Source organism: Ruminococcus sp. B05 (assembly GCF_003628495.1).
Classification (GTDB): Bacteria; Bacillota; Clostridia; order Lachnospirales; family Lachnospiraceae; genus Schaedlerella; species Schaedlerella hominis.
This window is the reverse complement of the sequence record NZ_RBZR01000008.1, coordinates 19,391-38,117: the sequence shown is the minus strand read 5'-3', so window position 1 is coordinate 38,117 and position 18,727 is coordinate 19,391. Positions and strand designations below refer to the sequence as shown.

The following is an 18,727-nucleotide window of genomic DNA, read 5'->3' as shown; positions in this document are numbered from 1 at the left end:
GAACATGAAGAAGATGATTAAAAAAGTGATAGCACCAGTGCTGGTGATTACGGTATTGTTTGCAGTATTAAGACCGTTTTGTATCCAGGATGGGAAGTGCAATTATTTCTTGCTGTTACTCCTGATGGGGATACCGTTTGGAATAGGAAAAATGTGTGTCTGGATGGTTCCAAGAGGTTTTGACCTCGGAGGAACGCTGGCAGTATGGATGATGAATTTTCTGATTGGAGGATTGATCGGAAGCATCGTTCTTCTGGCAATGATTGGACAGGCGATCATTTATCTCTGCGTTTTTCTGATTACAGGGATACATAAAATACCGAGAATAAAATGAAATAGATTTTTTGAAAAGCAGCTAAGACAAAAATTAGCTGCTTTTTTTCGGGAAACTTTGCGACACAATGGCGTAAAGTTGGGACAAATTGCAGGAAAGGAGACACCGTATTGAGCAATCGTGCAATTTCCACAGAACTTATTGAATTGGGAGAACGGATCAGAAAACGCAGACAGGAAATGAAGTTGTCACAGGAATCTTTTGCGGAAAAAGCAGGTATCAGTGTCAATACGGTCAGCAGGATTGAAGGTGGGCAAACGGCAATGTCTGTTGAGATTTTCAGGAAGATAATTGAGATATTGGAAACGGATGCCAATCTCCTGCTGGGAAAAGAGGGAGGCGGTACAGAGAAGCAGGAATCAGTTCAGGAAGTGCTTTGCCGTATTCAGAAGATGGAATGGAAAGAGCAGAAAATTATCATGCAGACCATAGATTCTCTGATAGACAGTTTTAATGAGTACAGGTGAAATTTCACCATATATGGGGTGCAAAATAAAAAAACTCCCCATATATGCTAAGGATAATAGAATCCTGTGTTGTTAAAATGGAAAACAGAGAGATAAAGAAGGGAGATAGGATGGATGACAAGGGAAGAAAATTTGCTTTATCGGAGGCAGTGTCCTTATGATGCAATGGGAGACTATTCTGTTTTGATGGAAAATGAAAAGAACATAAAAGCAGAAAGAAATGCCAAGAAGTCTGATCCTGGCATCAGACGGAAAATAAAGTAGAGAATATTGTAACTATTAGAAAGGGCAGTAAGAAAGTTTCAGGCTCTCGTTAAAAAAAACGGGTGTACCGGAAGCTGTTTTTTACTGCCCTTTTTGTCAGTTGATCAGTAAGAATCCTATCCTTTCTGCCGATGGGCACCTGTTGCCAGCAGGCAGAAAGGTGGTAATTATGCTGACGTTGCAGGAATTGAAACAGGTTGTAAGTAACAGGGAAGAAAGAAGAAAGGTTCCGTCCGCTAAATATTTAAGAGAAAACGATGTAGCAGTTGCGAAGCAGAGGTTGATGGATTGTGCGGAAATTATCGCATATCAGACCGGATATGTTCTCTATTGTGTGGGGGACTATGCAACGGTTTTTCCGCTATTTACCTGTCGAGATTATGTGTATGAAGCAGAAAGAAAAATAGCAGTTGTTGAGGAGAATTTTTTTGATGATCAACCCTGGTATGTAAGGCTGATATTAGAAGGCGAAGACCGGCTGTGGAGAAACAGGGAAACACGAGAACATAATAATTGCATTTCGTATAGCTGTATTTCCGAAGAATGGTGTGAATTGGCAGATAAAGGACAATGTCTGCTTGAAAGAATCATTGCAGAGGAAACAGTCAGGGAGTTGATGAATCTGCTGACAGAGAGACAGAGACAGATGATCCATCGTATTTATTTTCAGCAGAAAACACAAAAAGAAGTCTCGCATGAACTGGGTATTACAGTTCCGGCAGTATCAAAGTGTATTTCACAGGCAATGCAGAAAATGCGGAATAATTCGGATGACTCTGCCAGAACATTGAAAAAAGGAGACTGGAAGTATGCCTGGTAAAAAGCCAAAAGAAAGACAACGCTATATGTTGCGTATAAATGATACATTTGTGGAAGTTACCAGGGCAGTATATCTGGCCTGGTATCAGGCTGGAAGAAAAGAGCGATATCAGGTTGAAAAAATGCAGAGGCATGGGGTATGCAGCATGGAGGAATTACAGGAAAAAGGCTATGACTGCTCTTTTTCGGTAGTATCACCGGAAGAAATCGTTATCAGATTGTCAGAAATACAGGAACTGGAAAAAGCTCTGGGATATTTGACTAAAGAGGATGCGGAACTGATAACGCTATTGTTTTTTGAAGAATTTACAGTAAAAGAAACAGCACAGTATTTTGGGTGCTGCCCAAAGACGATTAGAAACCGGAGGAAGAAAGTATTGGAGAAATTAAAAGAACAACTGGAAAACACATAAAACAATGTTGAAATAAAAATATCTAAAAAATTTTTCAAACAGGTTAATTTTTGCCCTTTCACACATGCAGTTAGTGAAGGGGCAAATGTCTATTTGCAATTCAAGAAGATAAAACCCCTTAAAAATTGCACCTTGACAATTTCATACCAGCAGCGAGAGGATACCCGGAATTTTTCAGCTACGCATTTTTGCGGCGGGAATCCGGTGAAAACGTGAAGGGATACAGATGGGAGGCACCCTTTGCAGGAACTATTACGAATTACCTCTTGCGGCTTAATGCTTGATCCTGAACTTTACCTGAGTGTCATTCCTGTTTTACAGGATGACAGCAGATACCATGTGGCGGTGTTTCAAAAAAGGCACTGCCATATGAATGTGCTGTTATCAGAGTTATTTCTGTATCAGCAATAAGATGTGGGAGGTGGTTCCAATGATTGAATAATGCAGGTGTGAGCCTGTATGAAAACAGAGCAGATAATAGAAGAAAGAGAGGATTCAGTCAAAATGAAAATGAGATTCAAAAGATTCTTGTCCGGATTTATGGCAGTCGCAACACTGGCTTCTGTCATTATTCAGCCAGTAGCAGTTTCGGCTTCTGAATTAGAACCGGAAGAAATACCATTTGAACAACAGTATGCAGAATTAAAAGACGTTCAAGATTCCCTTGATCCGGATGAAATCGTAAAGGCAAATGATATTGAACTTTCTTACGGGCAGGAATTTGATGTAGAAGTTGATCTGTCTGGAATCGAAGGTGTAGATGAAAGCAAAATCAAGATTTTATTTCATGAAGCAAAGAATGAAACTGGTACAGATTTTGACACACATACACCGGATACTTACAAGGCTGTCTATGCAGTAGAACCAGTCAGCGGTCATCCTGCTTATAGAATCAGCAGAAATATTACAGTGAAAGAACCGGAAACAGAAGTGCAGTCAGAGCGTTCTTCGGACAGTACAGTGAATGTTGAGGATGATACTGGGGATACGGAGCAGAGCGAGGAGGATTCGGAGTCGCACCGGGAAACACAAAATTCTGAAAGCACAGCAGATTTGGAATCTGAATTAACCGTTTCAGAAGTACTGGAACAGGCAGAGAGTAATGGCATTAATCTGTATGCAATGGAAGCCGGAGAAACAGTAACCTTTATGGCTGCGGCAGGCAATGCCAGAAGTTCACAGCAGGTTTCTGTGACCAGAGGAGCAGAATACCGATATGCAGATTACGGATATGGAACATATCTGACTTACCAGTATACTGTAAAATTTGGAAATGTATCTGCCACAGCATATTGTGTGCAGCCATCTAAACCAGGGCCTGGAAGTGGAACCTATACGATCAATAAAGTTGGTGATGGGAAAGCACTTGCGAAAGTGTGCTATTACGGTACAAAGGCTTCCGGTGATGATGGATTTTTTACAGAGGAAAACGGATACGGCAATTTAAGTGCAGGAGCCAGATTTATTCTGGTACACCTGGCAGCATCTTATGCAAATGGAAGTGGGGATGCTTTTTCAGGTGCAAACAGTACAGCACAGAATCTGGCAATGAAACTCTATAATTACTGTATTTCACAGCCGGAAATTCCAGATGTGGCAATGTCCTTTTCGGATGCAGATGTAAAAGCCTATGTGGATGGTAACAGTCAGAGAACAAAGGATATTACATTTAATGCGGATGCGTTACAGACCATTACCATGAAACTTCCGGCAGGTGTACAGCTTCATAACCTGACAACAGATAAAACAAGTAAAGCTGGAGAAAGCGTAGAAATTTGTGGTGGTACAAAGTTTTATCTGTCTGCACCATTAACACAGGTGAGTGATGTGGCAGGAAGCTGGTCTGCAACCATGAAAGGAAGCATTACCAAAGATTATTCAGCTTATAAGATTTCAACAGGTTCCGGAAACCAGGATCTGGCTCTGGTATTTGGTGAAGGCGTTGATGATGAGAAATATGTAGATTTTAAAGTATCCTGGGTACAGCAGGCAAGTGTTAAGGTGATCAAGAAAGATGCCAAGTCAGACGCAAAGTTGTCTGGTGCTGTGTTTGGATTATACAGTGATGTAGAATGCAAAAAACTGATCACACAGTTACCTGCGACGGATGAAAACGGTGAAGCGTCCGTACAGATCACTAAGACACAGGATACTGTATATCTGAAAGAGATTACAGCTCCAAGCGGATACCGTATCAATGCAACAGCTTACAATGTGAAACTGGAAGTCAGCAAGACCACAACCGTTACCGTTCCAGATGAAGAACAGATGGGACAGCTTACCGTTTATAAAGAAGGTGAGGTTCTGGTTGGTGCAGATGTAACAGAAAATGGAACAACATTTAAGTATGAGAAACGCAGACAGAGTGGTGCTGTTTATGATGTGTATGCTGGAGCAGATATTAAAACTGCTTATGGTACAAAAGTTTACAGTAAGGGTGATCTGGTAAAAGAGAATCTGACAACAGATACAAACGGAGCTACCGTTCTTAAAAATCTGTGTCTTGGTACATATATCGTAAAAGAGAAACAGGCTCCGACAGGATTCTATAATGCCGGAGAGGAAAAGACAGTAACATTATCCTATGCAGGACAGAATGTGGATGTTGTTTTCATTGAGACAACCTTTACTAATGACAGACAGAAAGTAGAAGTAATGGTAACAAAACAGGATGAAGATACAGAAAATCCTCTAGCTGGAGGAATCTTTGGACTTTATGCTGCAAGTGACATTACCAACATGGATGGAACCGTCATTGTAAAGAAAGGGACACTGATCCAGAAAGCGACAACAGGAGCAGACGGAACAGCGAAGTTTACAGTAGACCTGCCGCTTGGATTTTCTTATGATGTGAAAGAAGTGCAGGCACCGGAAGGGTATGTGAGAAACACCGATGATGTTTATACGTTTGCTTTCTCTTATACGAATGATAAAGAAGCAAAACAGACATTCAAGCATACATTCAAAAATGAACGTGTGACAGCTAAGATTTCTCTGCAGAAGCAGGATAAAGAAACCAAAAAGGCAGTTCCACAGGGCGATGCCACTCTGGAAAAAGCAGTATATGGACTGTATGCTCGTGAGGATATTGTGCATCCGGATGGTGTTACTGGCGTGATCTATAAAGCAGGAGAACAGGTTGCCACTCTTACGACAGATGAGAATGGACAGGCTTCTGTGGATGGATTATATCTTGGTAATTACTATGTGAAAGAGATTACTCCTCCAACTGGTTATCTGGCAGATGAAGAAGAACATGATCTGGTCTGCAATTACGAAGGAGATCTTGTAGCAGAAGTAAAACGTGACTGTCTGTCTCTGGAGCAGGTAATGAAACAGCCATTCCAGATTATCAAGGCGGCAAATAACGGAAAGACCGATGCCGACTTACTGAAAGGGGCAGGATTTACCGCTTATCTGGTATCTTCCCTGAAAGTAAAAGAGGATGGAAGCTATGATTTTGATTCTGCAAAACCGGTAGTGATCGGGGAAAACGGAGCAACAGAAATCTTTACAGATGAAAAAGGTTATGCCTGCAGTATTGCGATTCCTTATGGAACTTATATTGTGAGTGAAACCACGACACCTCATAATTACACTCCGGTAGATGATTTTACAGTGCGTATCACTGAGAACAACCCGAACCAGCCACAGACATGGAGAGTGCTTCTGGATGACGAGTTTGAAGCGAAACTGAAAATCATCAAACAGGATGATGAGACGAAAAAGGCAGTGCTTCAGAAGAATACAGAGTTCAAGATTTTCAACATGGACACTGAGAAATATGTGGAGCAGGTAACAACTTATCCGACTACGGTAAAACATAAATCCTATTTTACAGATGAGCAGGGATATTTGATTCTTCCGCAGAATCTTAAAATCGGACATTATCGCATTGAGGAAGTAAATGCACCTTATGGATATACTTTGAATGAAAATTACTATGAGGTAACAGTAGATTCCAATACTGCATACCAGATGGACGGAACTTCCGGGGATGTGATCATTGAAGCAGTTTATGAGAACCATCCTGTTAAGGGTGAACTGACTATCGTGAAAAAGGGCGAAGTTCTGGACGGATTCAAGGATGATTTTACATATCAGACAGAAAATCTGGAAGGGGCAGAGTTTGAGATTTACGCTGCCGAGGACATCTATACTGCAGATTTCCAGAAAGATGATAATGGAAACCGTATTCTGGAATATGCTGCTGGAATACTGGTAAAAACGGTTACAACGGATAAAGATGGGAAAGCGGTCTTGAAAAATCTGCCGCTTGGAAGTTATAAGATTGTTGAAAAGACAGCACCGGATGGCTTTGCTTTAAACAGTGAAGCACAGATCATTACTTTTTCTTACAAAGATCAGGAAACACCAGTCATTGAACAGACAGCTATCGTTGAAAATGACCGTCAGAAAGTAGAAATTTCTGTGGTAAAACAGGATGCTGATACAGAAGCAGCCGTTGCAGGAGCAGAGTTTGGACTTTATGCAAAGAATGATATGAAAGCTCATGGAGCTGTAATTGTAAAAGCAGACACACTGCTTGGAAAAGCTGTTTCCGGAGAAGATGGAAAGGCTGTACTTACACAGAATCTTCCATTTGGTGAATATTATATCAAAGAACTTGCAGCACCAGATGGTTATGTATCTTCTGATGAAGTTCTGGAAGTAAAAGCAGAATATCAGGGACAGGATGTTAAGGTAGTACAGTTATCTTCTGTATTTAAGAACCAGCCTACAAAGGTTGTAGTTTCCAAGTCTGATTTAACTACTGGCGTGGAATTGTCAGGTGCGACACTTACTGTTCTGGACAAAGATGGAAATGTAGTTGATACATGGAAATCTGTAAAAGGCGAGCAGCATCTGATTGAACGACTTACTGTAGGGGAAACCTATATTCTCAGGGAAGAGATGGCTCCTTATGGATACCTCAAGGCAGAAGAGATTACCTTTACGATTGAAGATACCGGGGAAATCCAGAAAGTTGAAATGAAAGATGATGTGCCGACAGGAACGATTATCATCAATAAACAGGGAGAATTTCTGGATAAAGTAACTGCACTGGATTCCGTTGGAGGATGGATCAGCCATTTATTCCAGTATGTAACAGGCAGCCTGAAAGATGTTACTTTTGAAGTATTTGCTTTAGAGGACGTGAAATCTGCTGACGGAGAAGGTGAAGATCATTATAAAAAAGACGAGCTGGTGGCAACCATTACAACGGACGATACTGGTATTGCAAAGGTATCGGGACTTCCGCTGGGTAAATACTATGTAAAAGAAAAAGCTACAGTGGACGGTTTTGTACTGGATGATGAAGCGAGAGAGATTGATCTGACATACCGGGATCAGGATACTGCAGAAGTCACTTACTCTGCTGACTGGCAGAATAACCGCCAGAAAGCAGAAGTGGAAGTTGTGAAAAAAGAGAAAGATTCTGATCATGTACTGGAAGGTGCGGTATTTGCCCTCTGTGCCAAAGAGGATATTACAGGAGCAGACGGAAAAGTAATTCTGAAAGCAGATACTGTGATTGAGGAACTGGCAACGGACAAAGAAGGCAAGCTGACTTTTACGGCAGATTTACCGATTGGCTTTGCGTATTATATCAAAGAAACGTCACCGGCATCTGGATTTGCAACGACGGATGAAATACAGGAGTTCACGTTTGAGTACGAGGGTGCAGAAAAGGAAAAAGTATCTTATGCCTTTACTTTTGAGGACGAGCCGACTGTAATCGAGATCACTAAGACTTCCCTGACAGACGGAAAAGAACTGGAAGGAGCTAAGTTACAGGTAACTGATGAAAGCGGTAAAGTTGTAGATTCCTGGACTTCCGGTAAAGAAGCTCATATCATCAAAGAACTGGTAGTCGGACAGAAATATACTCTGACAGAAACAAAACCGGCAGATGGTTATGTGACAGCAGAAAGCATCACGTTTACCGTTGAAGACACTGCAAAGCCACAGAAAATCGAAATGAAAGATGATGTGACCAAGGTAGAAATTTCCAAAACAGATATTTCCGGTAAGGAACTGCCAGGAGCAAAACTGACCATTCTTGACAAAGACGGTAAGACAGTAGAGAGTTGGACTTCTGAGGAAAAACCACACTACATAGAAATGCTTCCGATTGGGGAGTATACACTTCGTGAAGAGTCTGCCCCTGATGGATATCTGGTAGCGGAAGATGTGAAATTTACAGTGGAGAATACCGGAGAGATCCAGAAAGTAGTGATGAAAGATGAGGTAAAACCGGAAGAAACACCAACACCGGAAACACCGTCTACACAGGTAACAGATACACCGAAAACCGGAGATAATACACACATGCTGATTTGGATTTTGCTTGCGATTGCAGGCATGGCAGGCAGTGTATCAGCAGTCTGGATTGCAAAAAAAAGAAAATAAAAGTTAATGGAGGGGCATTTATGGGCAGCAAAGTCGTAGATGCCCTTTTGAATGATGAAAGGGGTATAAAATGAGAACGTTATTGATTATTGCAGGGATTCTTCTGGTATTAGCAGTCAACTTTGTTCTGTACTGCTGTATCCGGGTAGGAGCAAAGGAAGACCGTCTGTTGGAAAACCATAGAAAGGAACAGATTGATGCAGGAAGAAGTGAATGAAAAAACAGTGTCCCTGTGTATCACTGGCGGAAAAGTGACAGTTCGCTTATTGAAACAGGCAATGATGCGTTTTCTGGCAGCAATAGAGAAAGAAAAAGCAGAGAAAGCAAGAAAACAGCAGGTAAAAGGACCGCCAGATAAAGATTATCATGGGAAGCAGAGTTTAAAGAAGCTGGCACAGCAGAATGTTCAGCTTTCCAACATTGAGATTACGGATAACAATATTAAGGCTTTTGAAAAAGTGGCAAAAAAGTATGGCATTGATTTTAGCCTGAAACGTGATAAGTCCGTAGTTCCACCGAGATATTTTGTTTTCTTCAAGGCAAGGGATGTGGATGTGATGACAGTGGCATTTCGGGAATTTACCGGAAAGACATTGAATAAAACAAAGAAACCGTCTGTCCGTAAGAAATTACAGCAGGCAATCGCAGCCCGCAGCCAGGATAAACAGAGAGAACGGGAAAAATCGAAAGAAAAACAGAAGGAGCCGACCTTATGAGTGGGATAAAAAATATAAAGAAAAAACTGAAAGGATTTCAGGTGCGTCCCCCGAACGCAGAAGTGATAAAAAAGGTTCTTCTGCATATTCCGTATGTGGTTGTATTTTATGTGGTAAATAAATGTACCTGGCTGTATCAATATTGCAGAGGCAGTACAGTGGTGGACAGGCTGATGGTTCTTCTTATGAACTATCCGTTAGCGTTTAAAAAGTTGTTGCCGAGTATACAACCGAAAAGTCTGGCTGCGGGAACTATTGCTGCAGTCAGTGTGTGGGCAGTGGTAGCGGGACTTATCCAACTGGACGACTTAAGCGTAGCGTCTACGGGGGCAGGCAATGTAGTAACAGGGCTTGCGTATGACAACAAGACAGGAAAATTTACAGTAACCAAAGGACTTACTGCACTTACAGAGGCAGACTTTACAGAGATTACGCAGCAGGAAGTAAAAGCCATGTTTGCGTAAGTGAGGTGCTGGTATGAGGTGGTTTAGCCTTGCCAGCTTAAAGGCGCTGGTATCAGAGATAACAGCCAGAGAAAACAGCAATATGCAGGCTGTAAATGATACGTTTTCAGAAGTCTACGACAATATGGAAACGCTGGACGGGCGCATAGATGCTTTAGAGCATAAAACCGACGCTGCATATCTGGGTAACTGTTATTGCGGTAGCGTCTATTTGGGCTATGTGTCCGAAACGGACACCTAAAGGAGTGGTAAAAATGGACTGGATAGACGAGATAACGCTAATAAGCGAGGTAAGCGGAGAAAACAGGGTAAATAAAAACGGCTTTGCAGTAAAGCCGGAAGAAAGCGCCCGCACTGTATTCTGTAATAAAAAATCAGTAGGGTACAGTGAATATTTTAAGAGCCAGCAGACAGGAAAGCTGGTAGAGGCAAAGTACGAGGTACACAAGGCAGATTATGGCGGCGAGGACGTAGTAGAAGTAAACGGGCGGCGCTATTTTGTACTTAAGACCTACGATACAGGGACAGACACCATAGAGCTTACGCTTACAGATTTACGCCACAGAAACGAGGTGTAAGCATGGGAGAATTTAATACAGTCGGGCTGGAAGATATTATAGACGCTTTCGGCAGGAGAGAAACCGCCACGGTTGAGGCAGTACCGAAAATGCTTAAGGCTGGCGCAGATGTGCTGATAGAGGCACAGAAAGCAGAGGCACAGGCAATGGGACTGAACGAAACGGGCGGTTTTATCAATTCCATAAAAGCTACGGACGTAAAGGGCGACGATACGGAGAAATACGTAGAGATATACCCGCAGGGACGGGCAGGGCATGGAAACGACAGGAAAGGCGATAAAAGCAAAGTGCGCTATGCAACAATCGGCTTTGTGGCAGAATACGGGACAAGCAGCCAGCAGGCACGCCCGTATATGACAACGGCAAACGCCAAGGCGCACGAAAAGGTAGTAGAGGCGCAGCACAGTATATGGGAGAGTGAAACGGGCAAATGAGCATACAGGAGATTTTAGAAAGCGCAGGGCTGCCAGCCCAGAGGGGCGTATACACTGGACGGGATAAGCCGGACGCATACTATACGTTTCTGCGGCTGCTGGGTACGTCTGCGGTAAATGCAGACGACGAAGAGAAAGAGCGCAAGGAAATGTATAGAGTTACGCTTTTCCATAAGGGCGATTTTGAGGCGCAGCTTGATAAGACAAAAGAGGTATTGATAGCAGCAGGCGTTTATATCAACAGCATAGATGCAGAAAGCTACGAAACAGAAACGGGGTACTGGTTAGTGCCTATCACAGTCGAGATTTTGAAAGAGGAGTGATTAAACAATGACACTGGGACTGAAAGATTTATATTATGCCGTATGCACAGAGGCAGACGGCGTAGAAAGCTACGGAGCGCCTAAGAAAATGGCAGAGGCAATGACAGCCGATTTATCCGTAAAGACCGCAGACGGCAGTTTATATGCAGACGATACGTTAAGCGAGAGCGTCACGGAGTTTGCAAGCGGCACGCTTAAGCTGGGAATTAAAGACCTTACGCCGGAAGTGCTGGCAGAGCTGCTGGGGCAGGAAGTGGACGAGAACAGCGTAGTATGGGCTGGAAAAGAGGACGAGCCGCCGTATGTTGCGGTAGGGTTCAGAGCAAAGAAAACGGGCGGCAAATACCGCTATGTATGGCTGCTTAAAGCAAAATTCAAAGTACCGTCTGAAAAGTATGAAACTAAGGGCGAGAGCATCAAGTTTAATACGCCGGACATTGAGGCAGATTTTACAGCCAGAAAGAAAGATAACCGCTGGAAAGCAGACTTTGTGGGAACAGAGGACAGTAAGGCGGCTAAGACATGGTTTACAGCCGTACCCGAACCGGCAGCGGCAATGCAGGAAGTATAAGAGAAAGGAGAGAGGCGCAGCGCAGGCTGCGCCTTAATTTATAGCATGAGCGCAATTAAAGACGGACGTATGCCCGTAGAACTGAACGGCAAGACCTATTATTTACTGTTTTCCCTTAATGCACTGGACGAGATGCAGGACAGATTTGGGGGATATGACAAGCTGGACAAGGCTTTTGACCAGAGTAACCCGACCATGATTAAAGATTTACGCTGGTTGCTTACCCTCATTATCAACGAGGGCATGGAAGAGGGAGAAACACCGCTTACAGAGCAGCAGGTAGGTAAGTTAATTCATATCGGCAATCTGCCGCAGATTAAAGACGCTATTTTCTCTGCTTTTGTATATTCCACAAACGGCGGGGAAGAGAAAGAGGCAGCAGACGGAGAGGCAGACACAACAGAAGAGGGAAACAGAGTAGCCGTGCAGGACGAATAGACACCGCACGGCTGCTTTATATAGCAATGGCTATGCTGCATTACACGGAAAGCGAGGCGTGGAAAAAGACACCTTACCAGATTATTAAGCTATTCGGCTATCACAAGGAGTATAACCCGCACATTTTCGGGCAGGAAAGCAGCAGCGCACCAGCACAGGCAGCAGAGGGCATGGACGACATAGACATAGCGTTAGGGGGCTTGTAAATCATGGCTGATAAAACAGACAATATTAAAACCAAACTTAGTTTTGACGGCGAGGCACAGTATAAAGCAGCCTGCAAAGAGATTAACAGCACCCTTAAGCTGCTTAACTCTGAAATGAAACTTGTAACGGCAGAGTATAAGAGCAATGCGAGCAGTGCAGAGGCGCTGAAAGCCAAGCAGGAAGTATTACGCAAAACTTACGACGAACAAAAGAAAAAGGTAGAGGAAACAGAAAAAGCCCTTGCAAAGTGCAAAGAGGCTACAGGAGAGAACAGCGAGGCAAGTAAAAAGCTGGAAACGCAGCTTAATTACCAGAAAACAGCCCTTGCGAATACAGAAACAGAGTTAGGAAAGACCACTACAGAGCTGGACAAGGCAGAAAAAGCCGCAGACGGAATGGGAAACGAGGTAGAGGACAGCGGCAAACAGGCGAAAGAGGCAACAAGCAAATTCAGTGGCTTTACAGAGGTTGTAAAAAAGGTTGCAACAGCAACGGCAGCAGCGGTGGCGGCAATCGGCACGGCAGCCGTAGCAGCAGGCAAGGCACTTTATGATATGGCGAGTGATACGGCATCTGCGGGCGACCAGATAGACAAGGAAAGCCAGAAAATGCAGATAAGCGCAAGCCTATACCAGCAGTTAAGCTATGCCTGCGAGAGAAGCGGCAGCAGCGTAAGCGACTTAACAAAAGGCGTTAAGAACATTACTACAGAGCTGGGGAAAACAGCAGAGGGAGCGAAAGGCGCAGGGGCAAGTTTTGAGGCTATCGGCGTATCGCTGAAAAATACAGACGGAAGTATAAAAAGCACGGAGCAGGTGCTTTTAGAGAGCATAGACGCACTGGCGGGCATGGAAGATGAAACACAGCGAAATGCAGCCGCACAGGATATTTTTGGAAAGAGCGCAGCCGAGCTTTTACCGTTGCTTAATTCTGGCGCAGACGGAATTAAGCAGCTTATGGACGAAACAGAAGAATACGGCATGATAATGTCAGACGAGGCAGTAGCAGCAAGCGCAGCGTTTGAGGACAGTTTAAGCCGCCTGCAATGGACATTTAGCGGCGTAAAGAACAGTATCACTGGCGAAATGCTGCCGTCTATCACAATGATTATGGACGGGCTAAGCGACCTTATGGCGGGGCAGGACGACGCAGGCGAGAAGATAAAGCAGGGCGTTACTGGAATAATCAGCAATATTTCACAAATGATACCGCAGATATTGGAAGTGATAACGAATATAGCAGGGGCAGTGCTGGAAAGCGCACCCTCTATTATGCAGGCATTGGCGCAGGGAATTATAACGGCGCTGCCTACGTTATTGCCGACCATAACAAACGTAGTAACCAGCATTGCAACTATGCTGATACAGTTACTGCCGCAGATTTTAGAGGCGGGTATGCAGATACTCATAAGCCTTGCGCAAGGTATCGCACAGGCGCTGCCTACATTGCTGCCGACAATCGTAACGGTGGTTACGAACATTGTAACCATGCTGATAGAAAATATACCGCTGCTGATTACAGCAGCCTTACAGCTTATTACAGGGCTGGCGCAGGGACTGGTAGCAGCGTTGCCCGTACTGATTGAGGCGCTGCCGGAAATCATAACGGCTATCATAAATGCGTTGATTGAGGGTATACCGCTTATTATCGAAAGTGCGGGCGATATTATAGTTGCGCTGATTGACGGCATCATAGATGCAATACCGCTTTTAATCGCAGCTATGCCGCAGATTGTTGCAGCCATTGTAACAGGACTGATTACGGGGCTGCCTAAGATTTTGACGGCAGCAGGCAAGCTGGTAACAACAATCATAAACAAGATAAAAGAGCTGCCTACTCTGATACCGCAGGCAATCGCTGCGGGCGTTGAGAAAATAGCAGAGTGGGGCGCAAATATGCAGGAAAAAGGCGACACGGTTATAACAGATTTTGTAACGAAAGTTATAGATATTGTTAAGGAGCTGCCGCAGAAAATCTGGAACAGTATAGTAAGCGCAGTTACCAGAGTGGCTACATGGGGCGCAAATATGCAGACCAAAGCCAAAGAAGTAATGAACACAATGCTTACGAACATTGTAACGATTGTGAAAGAAACGCCTGCTAAAATCTGGAACAGCATAGTAAGCGCAGTTAACAGAGTGGCTACATGGGGCGCAAATATGCAGACCAAAGCCAAAGAAGTAATGAACACAATGCTTACGAACATTGTAACGATTGTGAAAGAAACGCCTGCTAAAATCTGGAACAGCATAGTAGGAGCAGTTACCAGAGTGGCTACATGGGGCGCAAATATGCTTACGAAAGCCAAAGAGGTAATGAACACAATGGTAACAGGCATTGTTACTATCGTGAAAGAAGTACCGCAGAAAATCTGGAACAGCATAGTAGGAGCAGTTACCAGAGTGGCTACGTGGGGTACAAATATGCTTACGAAAGCCAAAGAGGTAATGAATACAATGGTAACAGGCATTGTTACTATCGTAAAGGAAATACCAGAGAAGATATACAACAGCATTTCCGGCGCAATTTCCAAAGTGGCTACATGGGGTACAGAAGTAAAGAACAAAGCCGTAGAGGGCATGAAAAATGTAATTACTGGCATAACCGACGTATTTAAGGATATTGGCAGTACGTTTGCTGGGTTCGGTAAGAACATGGTAGAGGGCATCTGGAACGGCATACATGGAGCTACGCAGTGGATAAAGGACAAAATAAGCGGCTGGGTAGGTAATGTTACCGACTTCCTTAAGGGATTATTTGGAATTAACAGCCCGTCTAAGCTGATGCGTGACGAAATCGGCGTATATCTGGCGCAGGGTATCGGCGTTGGCTTTTCTGATGAAATCGGCGGCGTTAAGAAAATGATTGAGGACAGCGTACCGCAGGAGTTCGACGTAGGCGCAAAGGTAAACGTAGGCAAAGAGCTTACAGACGATTACGACGACAAAAAGCCAAAGCCGAGAGGTGGCGGCAGTGCAGCAGGCGGCGTAGTTGTCAATCAGTATATTTATGCGAATACTACGGACTACGCAAAGCAGCAGAAAGAGGCAGCCCGACAGTTCAGAATGATAGCAAGGACGGTGTAACGCATGGAAAATGAAAAACTGACTTACATAAATTCAAGGGGCGAGCGGTTAGAGCTGGGAGTAGACAGCGTATACCATTGCAACATAAGTAAAGACGTAGAGGGCATTTCCGGCGTTACGAGCGTCATTTACAGCACAAACAGTATGGGACAGCACGGCGACACCTACGTAGGGCAGCGTATCGAGGCAAGGGACATAGACGTAGTGGGGCATATCAACACACGGGATAAGGCGCAGGCATTGGAACTGCGCCGCCGTATGCTTAAGATATTTAACCCAGAGCTTAGCGCTACGCTGGTGTATGAGTACGGCGGCTTTAAGCGTGTGATTGATTGCAGGGCGTATGGAGAGCCTAAGATACTAAAGAAAGAGGTACTTTATGAGTTTGATTTACAGATAGAGTGCCTTAACCCGTTCTGGCGGGAGGAGGAAGAAACAAAGGAAGATATAGCAAGCTGGGTGGCTGCGTGGCATTTCCCTTGCGTTATCGAAAAGGACAGCACAAAGAGCATGATATACGGATACCGAGCGGAAAGCGTAATAGTGGACTGCTACAACGAGGGCGACGTATCCACAGGAATGAGGATAAGGTTTACAGCACTGGGGACAGTTTCAAACCCGATACTGCTTAATGTGGATACAGAGGAATTTATACAGATTAACGCCACCATGAAAACGGGCGACGTGATAGAGATTAACACGAAGTACGGCAGCAAGGGCGCTAAGCTGATAAGGGACGGCGTAGAAACCGACTATTTCCGCTACATTGATGTAGACAGTACATTTATGCAGCTTGCCATAGGCGACAATATGTTTAGATATGATGCAGCCAGCGGCGTAAATTCTCTGGAAGTATCCATATTCTACAGCAAGGAATTTTTAGGAGTGTGACGGTATGGAGCTTAGAGTATTCGATAAGACGGTGCAGCCGCTGGGAGCTATAGACGAGCTGGCAAGCCTGCTATGGCATACAAAGTATTTTGACGTAGGAACTTTTAGCCTGCTTGCGCCGATTACGGACAATAACAGCCGTTTGCTGGTAGAGGGCAATTTAATAACCAAGCACGACGGGAAAAAGGAAGTAAAGACCGCTGACGGCGGCGTATGGCGCAGGGCAGCGCAGATAACCTACGTACACATTACCAAAGACGAGAACGGCTTAGAGCAGTTAGAGGCACAGGGCTATATGCTTAGCTGGTGGCTTAATAAGCGCTGCATTTATCCGCAGATTGTGGCAACAGGTACAAACCAGTATCTTATAAACCTTATGGTAAAGAACAACTGCGGCAGCGCAGCAGGCACAAAGCGGCGCTTTCCGTTGTTTACATTTCTGGCGCAGGAAACCATAGACGGTGTGGCGGTTGAATATGCAAACGAGGTATACGCACAGCTGGGGCAGGAAGTAAAAGCAAGGGCGCAGGCTGGAAAGCTGGGCTATGACATTCTGCTTAACGAAAGAGAGGGACTGTTTGGCTTTTATCTGTATAAGGGCAATGACCTTACAGCCACAAATACCGAGGGTAACACGCCCTGCATATTTTCAAGAGATTTTGATAATGTCAACGAGCAGGAATATACCGCCAGTATAGAGAACTGCGGCAACTTTATTTATGTGCAGGGAGCAGCTGACGACGACGGCAGCCAGCCAGTAACAACAGTGGACGGCGAGGGCGCAGCGGGGCTGGATTTGATAGAGGTATTCTGCGACGCTACGGACATTGCCAGAAAGTACCAGCAGGGGGAAACAGAGGTAACAATACCGCTGAATACCTATATTGCAATGCTGAAAACGAGAGGCAGCGCAGAGCTGGAAAACTACGGCAAGAACATAAATTTTGTAAGTACCATAAATACAAATTCAAACTTAAAATTTAAGGCTGATTTTGATTTAGGCGACCGTATTACTTGCAAAGAAACCAAGTGGGGCATACAGATAGATGCACGCATTACAGAAGTAACAGAAACATACCAGAAAGGCGAGGAAACCATAGAGGCGACTTTTGGCGACAGCCTGCCGACACTGGTAGACCAGATTAGGAAAGTGAGGTAGCAGAAATGGCAAACAGCTTACCGTTTAATGCCGTGGCAGTAGACGGAGAGTACGACAGGGTATATAAAGCCGAGGATTGGGCGTGGTACTTTGCTACTTTCATTGCAAACGGCATTTTTCCAAAGCCAAGCGACGGGCTACAGGTGGTAGCTTACAGCGGCATGGAAATAAAAGTAAATGCAGGCTATGCCTTTATAAACGGCTACGCCTTTAGAAATCCTGCAACGCTTAGCGTAACACTGGATACGGCAGAGGGAGCGCTTAACAGGGTGGACAGGGTAGTAGTTCGCTGGGATTTGCCGCAAAGAGATATGTATATTGCGGTGCTGAAAGGCACACCGTCTGCAAAGCCGACAGCAACGGCAGTAACACGCACTACGGAAATATGGGAGCTTGCGCTTGCAGATATTTACGTAGGCAAGGGCGTAACAAGGATACAGACGCAGAATATCACAGACCAGCGGTTTAATAGCGCAGTCTGCGGCATTGTGACGGGAACGGTGGAAGAGATAGACGCAAGCGTGCTTACAAAGCAGTTTACAGACTTTTTCAACACCTACAGCGCAGCCGTGCTGGACGAGTTCAGCACATATAAGCAGAACATGGAAAAGTACCTTACAGAGATTGCGGGCGTATATGACAGCTACGTAAGCAAGACAGAGGGCTTATTTGCGCAGTATGAGAGCCAGTTTAACGAAAGATACAGCAGTTTTGAAAGCACGCTTGACAACTGGGACAAGGAACTTTTAAGCGCCTATACAGAATTTATGGCAAAAATTAAGCTATTCCAGTCGGACGCTGAAAACGAATTTAACACATGGTTTGAGAGTATCAAGGACAAGCTGGGCGAGGACATAGCAGGCAGCCTGCAACTGCAAATTGAAGAGCTGGCAGCAGCCATGCAGGAAGTGAAAAAGCAGGCAGAGGCAGGCACGAAAGAAACCAAAGAGGCAATAGCAGCGCTGGACGAGCGACTTAAGAGAGTAGAAAGCGGCTGGGGCATTGACTATAAGCATGATGCTGTATTGGGATTGTGTTACATGGGTGCAGCATACATGAGCCAGCATTACGAAAGAACAGTAGAAACGGCAGTGTTAGGGGCTACCTACGTGGGTAATTCCTATCTTGCAAATACATTTTAGAAAGGCG

At 44.5% G+C, this 18,727-nt stretch carries 20 protein-coding genes; all 20 read left to right on the top strand.

All coding sequences use genetic code 11. From position 1 onward, the window contains the following. Positions 1-4 precede the first annotated feature (4 nt). The 20 genes from D8Q48_RS07805 to D8Q48_RS07720 all read left to right on the top strand — a co-directional run bounded on the left by D8Q48_RS07805 (position 5) and on the right by D8Q48_RS07720 (position 18,720). Positions 5-334: a DUF6050 family protein gene (locus tag D8Q48_RS07805; RefSeq protein ID WP_121056132.1), complete on the top strand. Its 330-nt coding sequence runs from the start codon at positions 5-7 to the stop codon at positions 332-334. Between the two features lie 110 nt (positions 335-444). Further along, positions 445-801, top strand: coding sequence for a helix-turn-helix transcriptional regulator (locus D8Q48_RS07800; RefSeq protein WP_117440221.1), 357 nt, complete (start codon positions 445-447; stop codon positions 799-801). Between the two features lie 114 nt (positions 802-915). Beyond that, a complete protein-coding gene (locus D8Q48_RS17170; RefSeq protein ID WP_015543441.1) occupies positions 916-1,065 on the top strand; it encodes a hypothetical protein in 150 nt (49 codons plus the stop codon). Positions 1,066-1,234: 169 nt separating this feature from the next. After that, entirely contained in the window at positions 1,235-1,885 is a 651-nt protein-coding gene (locus D8Q48_RS07795) for a sigma factor-like helix-turn-helix DNA-binding protein (protein ID WP_117440222.1), read from the top strand. Further along, positions 1,875-2,297 (top strand): sigma-70 family RNA polymerase sigma factor, encoded by a 423-nt coding sequence (locus D8Q48_RS07790; protein WP_117440223.1) that lies wholly within the window; start codon positions 1,875-1,877, stop codon positions 2,295-2,297. Before D8Q48_RS07795 ends, D8Q48_RS07790 begins: the two co-directional genes overlap by 11 nt. Positions 2,298-2,537: 240 nt before the next feature. Next, positions 2,538-2,708 (top strand): hypothetical protein, encoded by a 171-nt coding sequence (locus D8Q48_RS17165; protein WP_158554182.1) that lies wholly within the window; start codon positions 2,538-2,540, stop codon positions 2,706-2,708. Positions 2,709-2,756: 48 nt separating this feature from the next. After that, entirely contained in the window at positions 2,757-8,711 is a 5,955-nt protein-coding gene (locus tag D8Q48_RS07785; protein ID WP_330514521.1) for a SpaA isopeptide-forming pilin-related protein, read from the top strand. A 70-nt stretch (positions 8,712-8,781) separates the two neighbouring features. After that, the gene (locus D8Q48_RS17160) at positions 8,782-8,928 is read left to right on the top strand and encodes a hypothetical protein (protein WP_002594282.1); all 147 of its coding nucleotides are present in this window, start codon (positions 8,782-8,784) and stop codon (positions 8,926-8,928) included. Next, entirely contained in the window at positions 8,909-9,427 is a 519-nt protein-coding gene (locus tag D8Q48_RS07780) for a PcfB family protein (protein ID WP_121056130.1), read from the top strand. Before D8Q48_RS17160 ends, D8Q48_RS07780 begins: the two co-directional genes overlap by 20 nt. Beyond that, complete coding sequence (locus D8Q48_RS17530) at positions 9,424-9,891, top strand: hypothetical protein (RefSeq protein ID WP_121056128.1); 468 nt, start codon at positions 9,424-9,426, stop codon at positions 9,889-9,891. Before D8Q48_RS07780 ends, D8Q48_RS17530 begins: the two co-directional genes overlap by 4 nt. A 13-nt stretch (positions 9,892-9,904) precedes the next feature. Further along, the gene (locus D8Q48_RS07770) at positions 9,905-10,132 is read left to right on the top strand and encodes a hypothetical protein (RefSeq protein ID WP_003023341.1); all 228 of its coding nucleotides are present in this window, start codon (positions 9,905-9,907) and stop codon (positions 10,130-10,132) included. A 13-nt stretch (positions 10,133-10,145) separates the two neighbouring features. Continuing rightward, positions 10,146-10,469: a hypothetical protein gene (locus D8Q48_RS07765; protein WP_009297820.1), complete on the top strand. Its 324-nt coding sequence runs from the start codon at positions 10,146-10,148 to the stop codon at positions 10,467-10,469. A gap of 2 nt (positions 10,470-10,471) precedes the next feature. Next, entirely contained in the window at positions 10,472-10,903 is a 432-nt protein-coding gene (locus D8Q48_RS07760; protein ID WP_118019561.1) for an HK97-gp10 family putative phage morphogenesis protein, read from the top strand. Beyond that, positions 10,900-11,226, top strand: coding sequence for a hypothetical protein (locus tag D8Q48_RS07755; RefSeq protein WP_118019562.1), 327 nt, complete (start codon positions 10,900-10,902; stop codon positions 11,224-11,226). The genes D8Q48_RS07760 and D8Q48_RS07755 overlap by 4 nt, the downstream gene beginning before the upstream one ends. A gap of 7 nt (positions 11,227-11,233) precedes the next feature. Beyond that, entirely contained in the window at positions 11,234-11,797 is a 564-nt protein-coding gene (locus tag D8Q48_RS07750) for a major tail protein (protein ID WP_118019563.1), read from the top strand. Positions 11,798-11,866: 69 nt separating this feature from the next. Next, positions 11,867-12,235 (top strand): hypothetical protein, encoded by a 369-nt coding sequence (locus D8Q48_RS07745; RefSeq protein ID WP_243010027.1) that lies wholly within the window; start codon positions 11,867-11,869, stop codon positions 12,233-12,235. Between the two features lie 209 nt (positions 12,236-12,444). Further along, on the top strand, positions 12,445-15,528 hold the full coding sequence (locus D8Q48_RS07735) for a PblA (protein WP_118084905.1): 3,084 nt from the start codon (positions 12,445-12,447) through the stop codon (positions 15,526-15,528). A 3-nt stretch (positions 15,529-15,531) separates the two neighbouring features. Continuing rightward, entirely contained in the window at positions 15,532-16,419 is an 888-nt protein-coding gene (locus D8Q48_RS07730) for a phage tail family protein (protein WP_003023324.1), read from the top strand. A 31-nt stretch (positions 16,420-16,450) separates the two neighbouring features. After that, the gene (locus tag D8Q48_RS07725; protein ID WP_243116253.1) at positions 16,451-17,578 is read left to right on the top strand and encodes a siphovirus ReqiPepy6 Gp37-like family protein; all 1,128 of its coding nucleotides are present in this window, start codon (positions 16,451-16,453) and stop codon (positions 17,576-17,578) included. A 161-nt stretch (positions 17,579-17,739) separates the two neighbouring features. Next, positions 17,740-18,720: a hypothetical protein gene (locus tag D8Q48_RS07720; RefSeq protein ID WP_243116252.1), complete on the top strand. Its 981-nt coding sequence runs from the start codon at positions 17,740-17,742 to the stop codon at positions 18,718-18,720. Positions 18,721-18,727: the final 7 nt, after the last annotated feature.